Source organism: Rhodopirellula maiorica SM1 (genome assembly GCF_000346295.1).
GTDB classification, from domain to species: Bacteria; Planctomycetota; Planctomycetia; order Pirellulales; family Pirellulaceae; genus Novipirellula; species Novipirellula maiorica.
The window spans coordinates 1-5632 of the sequence record NZ_ANOG01001011.1; the positions used below are offsets into that span (position 1 = coordinate 1).

Sequence of the window (5632 nt, forward strand, 5' to 3'; positions counted from 1 at the left end):
TTTGGGTGGATGAGGCGGGAGCCTCCGGGGGCAGTGCGTTCCCAGGCGGGAGCCCGGGAACGAGCTGGGGGAAACGCGGGGGCTAGGCGGTCGACGCCTTAGGCAGCTTTTAATTCGTTTTGAATTTGGCTCGAAACGCGAGCCGACAGCGGGGCACTTTCGCGGCGGATGCCGTCGCTGCCGTAATAGATGATCGTGTTCTTGGTGAAATCACAAATTGCGGTCAATTTGACGCTACGTGGCCCATGCAAGCAAAAGTAGATACCGCACGGTTTTCCGCCTCGAATCACTTCCCGCTGAGTCATCGGAAACTGCTTTGACTCAAGATGCCCGAGTTCGCAAAGTCGGCGTTCGACATTGGCACAAAGTGTTTGGTAGTCGACGCGAGTAGGCGTGATGCAGATCATGAGGTGCAGAGCTCGGGGGGAACGCCCAATGTTTCACACGGCCTGGCGACTGGGTGTTAGCACCGCGAGGCAGGCTTCGGTATCGGCGCACCGTCGGCTCGGAAATTAGCGATCCGAGCTCAAGTTTGGCTGCAAGTTCCGCATTCACTGTTAAGAGATATCGATTGTGTCGGTCCCGTTCGGAATGACACATTTCAATAAAAATAGTGATGCGAACGCCGTCAGTTGCGATCCGGCTGAGTGATACGACCGAAAATATCTCGCAAAATTACCTGCTCTAGCGAGGCATCACGACCGAGCGGGATCCAACCCAGCGTCTGCGGCGTGTCGTCGATGCGGTTTTGCTCTCGTATCAACGTGCCATCGTGCCGTTTGTTCGACGCAGATTCGGTCGCGTATTGATTCCGATCGGTGTCCTCGAGATCCTTTTGAACGACGACTTCGATCACGTACCCGGCGCCTTGCGGACGGACGGTCACGATCGCGCGACGACGAATCGATTGCAACGTCGATTGCAAACGTTCAAATCCAGGCGTGCTGTCTTTTTTCCAAGGCTCCATTAGCGAGGCACCGACTTGATAAGTCGTTTCTAGCCGACCATCCAAGACGATCCCATCCGAGTTTTGTACCGGTTGTTCGCGAGCGATGCGAAAGTAATCATCCATTGCATCGACTACTTGCGACCAAACGAATGCATCCGGAGCCGGCGGCAATTCCAATGGGTTTGGAATAAAGGTTTCCGGTACGTTGGTCGTCAGGCGATGGGCCAATTGGCCACAGCCCATTAGCAGCAGAGCAAGCGATACGCATGACGCGTAGTGAGCAATTCGCTTGATCATGAGGTGTTCCTGGATGGGCCGCTATCAGTGAGTTGAGGGGGGAGCCAGGTATGCAGGAGTCGTTCGGTGCCTTAGCCGTTTTGGCGTTAGCGGGCTGTTGATTTAATGAGCCGCTCACGCGTCAGCGGCCGGGTCCCACGCATTACTCGGTGCCTTACGGCACTCGGCTCAATCATACGATTTGCATTTCGATTAAATCAACAAGCCGTTAGCCACGGTTCCCACAAGTAATCCGGGCTAAACTTCCGAGCGGCTAGTGGGACTTCATCCCCAAGATTTCTGCCTACCTGATTAGCGTCTGTTTAAAAACGATTCGAATTCGCAGCGGCGTCATGCGGACGCCATCCGATGCTTTGGGGCAACGGTTTTGCACCTTCGATGTCATCTGGAAACAGCGTCCACACTTGCACTCGTTTTTGCATATCCTTCATCACGTTCTTTTGGGAATCGGTGATCTTTTGTTCGCGAATCTTGGCACGAATTTCATCCTGCACTTCGCTCAGCGGATTGAACCCCGCCTCTTTGCGATCAAGCACACGCAGGATATGAAATCCTGTTTCGTCCTCGATAATCTCGCTCATCGCATTGAGCGGCAGAGAAAAAATTTGTTGGTCCAGCTGATCCGAGGCAAGCGATCCTTTGGCGGTCCAGTCGTGAAGGCCTCCGGAACTGGCGAATGGCTCTTGGCTTTTGGCTCGAGCGACTGCTTGAAGATTGCCACCAAAGTAGGCTTCACGCCCCATGTCCGAGATTGCCTTCATCGCTTCTTCGCGCGAAGCAAAGTTGCGGAACAGTACGGTCAATTGTTCCCATGTCGCTTCGGCCGGGTGACGGTAATCGTCTAGATGTTCGTTGTAGTATTGATTGATGTCGGCAATCGAAACGGTTGGGTCCTTTTCGACTTTGCTGCGGATATAGAGGTGACCGAGCATGGCGTCGGTAAAGTCGCGTTGGCGGGACGCCAGCGAACTGCCCTTCTCGCGAAGCATTGAATCGAGCTCGGCGATGTCCGTGACCTTGTACTGTTTTTTCAGTTGCGGCAATTCCGATTCAAAGAACATTTGCCTCGCCCGGGCGGCCAAGGTGGCATCGGCTTCAGCACGTTTGTCGGCGGATTGCGTGCCCACTTGATCGAGTAGAAAACTCTCTCGCATCATCTTGTTCTGAATCGCTTGCGTCAGCATGCCTCGGGTCAGATTGATGCGGGCGTATTGTAGCTGTTCTTCGGGAACCTGTTGTTTGGCTTTCGCCAGCACCTCGTTAATACGGGCGTCGACTTTCGGGGCGACTTCGCCGTAATAAATCGGGCTTTGCCCGACCACCGCGATGATGGCCGCGGGATCATCGGGCAGCACAACGTTCTGGGCCGCCTCGACTTCGTCCCGCGTGGGGATTTGTGCATGACAATTGGACCAACCGCAGGTCAATGCGATCAGCACCACGAAGGCGTCGACGAGCCGATAGGGGGCGAGCGGTTGCATTCCTTGCTCTACGCTGAAATAAGTGTGGGGGCCAGACAATCCTATGGCTTGTAGCCCAGCGATCGAATTCAGTGCAAGGTCAGAATCGATTGTGCCCGAAAAGAAAATGCGTTCTCACTGCGGCCGCGCTAAACCAAGTCGCCGGGGATTCGCTCGCCACGGTCATGCACTTGGGGCATTGGATGGTTGATTTCGCCAGGACGCAGATGAGTTTTTTCGGTCAATACCCGCATGCTTTGGGCATGGAAAAGTTGGGGAATGGTCGTTTCACCGCGACGCAGTCGGTACAAGATACAGCCTTTGCGGCGGACGAAATACATTCCAAATACCTCGGCAACGAACAATTCTCGCTCCATTCCCACGCCGACGGTTTCCACCGAATCCCCGATGTCGATGCCGTCGGATTCGACCGCCAACCACAAACAAGGGCGAAGCCGAAAGTGGACCGTGCCGTATTGATAGTGGTAGTAGGTCCCGTCAAAACGGTCTCGGCGAAAGACGCGTTCGCTGGGAATGCGACGGGTGACAATCGCCACATCATTGGGGTGAATGAAATCTTCCCCATTTTCAGGCCAACGCGGAAAACAGCCGTAAACAGGTGTATTAGGCTCGAGCATAATCAATCCGAATTTGGGGGCACTGGATCCAAACCGATTGTAGGACGACATCCATCTTCGTCCAACTGCTTTTGCTAGCGGCGTCTTTTACGACAGTTGCGATGGAGACGAATGAGAGGCGATGGTTCGTACCCACCTCTTCACTTGTTGTTTGAACGGCATGTGGCGGGCTAATTGATGTGTTTGATGCTGAAGCCGATGCCATGCGTGATACGGGGCCGAACCCGAAGTGACCCCGTACAACACACTGCTCTGCGTGTCGGTTTGTTTGCGTTTGTATGTCGGTTCGCCGTATCCCATGTCGATCGTGCGAATGCCGTGTTGGGTCGCGTTCTGTACGATGTGTTTGAACAATGCGGTGCCCGGCGAGTAGACGGCAAAGCGAGGGTCATACACAGGGATCCAGTAATGCAGCAGCCCGTCTTCGCGAATTCCATAATGCGCCGCGACCAAGTGCTCGCCTGCTCGCAAGACTGACAGCATCCCGTAGGCCCCCGAGCGTGGTTTTTCAAACAGTTGATGCAGCATCGTGTGTGGCCAACGAGGGGCGAACACATCGAGTGGCTTGGTGCGGAGATACTGCTCTCGTTTCATTGCGATCGTGCGGTCGAGCAAATCGGCGTCGCGGCAATCAAGTTCGAGCGAGATTTCACCCAGTTCACGGGCCATCTTTCGCGTTTTCTGATGTTGTTTTTTCAAAGTCGTGTGGACTTGTTCCAATCGGCACATTGCAGCCGACGAATCATCGCCCAACTGTAACGAGAAAGCGTCGATCGTTTCAAAACAATCGTGCTCTGCCAGCCCTTCGGCGGGGCCGACCATCGAGTGAAAATGAAACGCCTTCAAATTCAGTTCTTTCAATAACCACCGCCAATCGATCGGTGGAGTATTAGCAGAAATAATATTGTGGGCGTCGTTGAAGCAACGACCCACTGGCCACGCAATGCGGTTAATTCGGTGAAACGGCCACAAGCCAACCAATTCTCCGCCGCGACGGATCCGGGCGATTTCCACATCACCGCCACGGGCTGTATCCACAGCTTCGATGAACGAGGGCGAGAAAAAAGGGCTGGCGTAATCCGGCCGTATTCGACGCAGACGCTCCCAACCTTGAAAATCCGCTTGGTTCAAATGAGAAAAAGGGACGCAATCGACAAGAAGTTCGGCGGAGGGAGCGGTGGCAGAGGGAGAGCGCATCAAAGCAGAGGTTGCATCGGTTGCAAGCGAAGGAGATTCACGCAGTAATGGGGCTTGGGAAAGCAATGGGGACCTTAGCAGTGCGGCTGCGTTCGTGTCAGCGGCGGCGTTGGCGGTAGAGGAGTCAGTAGATGGCGACACAACAATGGTTTGATATACGGCGGCGCAACTGCGACGCTCACGACAAGATTTTGCGACAGGAAAGAAGGCGTTTTCAGGAAAACGCGACCGCTGCAAGAGATCCAGTCTAATCGCCGGGTTACCGACGTCAATCATTCGCTGACCCCTAGTCCCCACCCTCCCAGCGTTCTGCCCCCCCGGTTGCAGCGAGTGAAACGTTCGACATCGACCGGCCGGGCCCCGCGCCGCAGTTCGAGGGTGACGAAACCGGAACCAACGCCAAAACAAGGGCGTTGTGGAGGATTTCGTGGCGAAACTCGTCAACGTCTTGTTGATTTAATCGATCTTCGAAAATTGATGTTAGCCGTTTGGGCGCTAGCTCCGGTTCTGTGGTGACGAAACCGGGGCTAGCGCCCAAGCGGCTAACTAAATCAACAAGCCGTCAAGAGTTTCGGGGGGCATGCATCCGTGGAACGAAAGTCTTGACGACATCCGCTACTACGCCAATCTGTCTACGCGGCGTCGTTGAACAACTGGCCGCCGCCGCGTTCTCGTTCTTCTCCTGCACCGGATCGGCGGTAGGTGCGGGGAGTATCCATGCCGGCCAACAACCGCAGGATCTCCTGTGAATGACTAGACAAGTGGTATTGGCATACAAACAACGACACGGCGGCTTGGTGGGTCGTGGCGATGATGTGAGCGACTGATTGGCTGTGATCCGCAAGATCGAACTCGCCCGCGGTTCGCAGTTTTTCGATCAGCGTTGTGCCTGACGTAGGTGCTTCCGCGTCCGAGAGCAGTTGTTCTCGCTTTTCGACCATGCTCTCGAGACGTCCGACGGCGTCGAGCAAGGCCAAACCGGTTTCTGCGACGTCGCTCGCGACAGCCGCCTTGGTTTGAATCCGAGAATTGGCCACCAACTGTTGTACGGTGGTTGCCACGATTTCCAATTCGTCGACGTAGTCCGCAAC

At 54.9% G+C, this 5632-nt stretch carries 6 protein-coding genes; all 6 read right to left on the reverse strand.

Annotation, left to right across the window (positions count from 1 at the left end; translation table 11 throughout):
* Window positions 1-98 precede the first annotated feature (98 nt).
* Complete coding sequence (locus RMSM_RS32615; protein ID WP_008707774.1) at window positions 99-407, reverse strand: hypothetical protein; 309 nt, start codon at window positions 405-407, stop codon at window positions 99-101.
* 221 nt (window positions 408-628) lie between these two features.
* Window positions 629-1246 carry a hypothetical protein gene (locus RMSM_RS32620; RefSeq protein ID WP_008707775.1) on the reverse strand — a complete coding sequence of 206 codons (618 nt, stop codon included), beginning with the start codon at window positions 1244-1246 and terminating at the stop codon, window positions 629-631.
* A gap of 302 nt (window positions 1247-1548) precedes the next feature.
* Window positions 1549-2727 carry a peptidylprolyl isomerase gene (locus tag RMSM_RS32625; protein ID WP_008707778.1) on the reverse strand — a complete coding sequence of 393 codons (1179 nt, stop codon included), beginning with the start codon at window positions 2725-2727 and terminating at the stop codon, window positions 1549-1551.
* 128 nt (window positions 2728-2855) lie between these two features.
* Window positions 2856-3344, reverse strand: a complete 489-nt coding sequence (locus tag RMSM_RS32630) for a hypothetical protein (RefSeq protein ID WP_040770713.1) — start codon at window positions 3342-3344, stop codon at window positions 2856-2858.
* Window positions 3345-3431: 87 nt separating this feature from the next.
* A complete protein-coding gene (locus tag RMSM_RS32635) occupies window positions 3432-4541 on the reverse strand; it encodes a GNAT family N-acetyltransferase (protein WP_052031914.1) in 1110 nt (369 codons plus the stop codon).
* 632 nt (window positions 4542-5173) lie between these two features.
* The coding region (locus RMSM_RS32645; protein WP_040770707.1) for a hypothetical protein at window positions 5174-5632 on the reverse strand (459 nt) is incomplete at its 5' end.

What these genes read in the sequence shown, in the direction of transcription:
- RMSM_RS32620 (WP_008707775.1), bottom strand. Translation starts at nt 1,246, where the DNA reads ATGATCAAGCGAATTGCTCACTACGCGTCATGCGTATCGCTTGCTCTG.
- RMSM_RS32630 (WP_040770713.1), bottom strand. Translation starts at nt 3,344, where the DNA reads ATGCTCGAGCCTAATACACCTGTTTACGGCTGTTTTCCGCGTTGGCCT.
- RMSM_RS32635 (WP_052031914.1), bottom strand. Translation starts at nt 4,541, where the DNA reads ATGCGCTCTCCCTCTGCCACCGCTCCCTCCGCCGAACTTCTTGTCGAT.
- RMSM_RS32615 (WP_008707774.1), bottom strand. Translation starts at nt 407, where the DNA reads ATGATCTGCATCACGCCTACTCGCGTCGACTACCAAACACTTTGTGCC.
- RMSM_RS32625 (WP_008707778.1), bottom strand. Translation starts at nt 2,727, where the DNA reads ATGCAACCGCTCGCCCCCTATCGGCTCGTCGACGCCTTCGTGGTGCTG.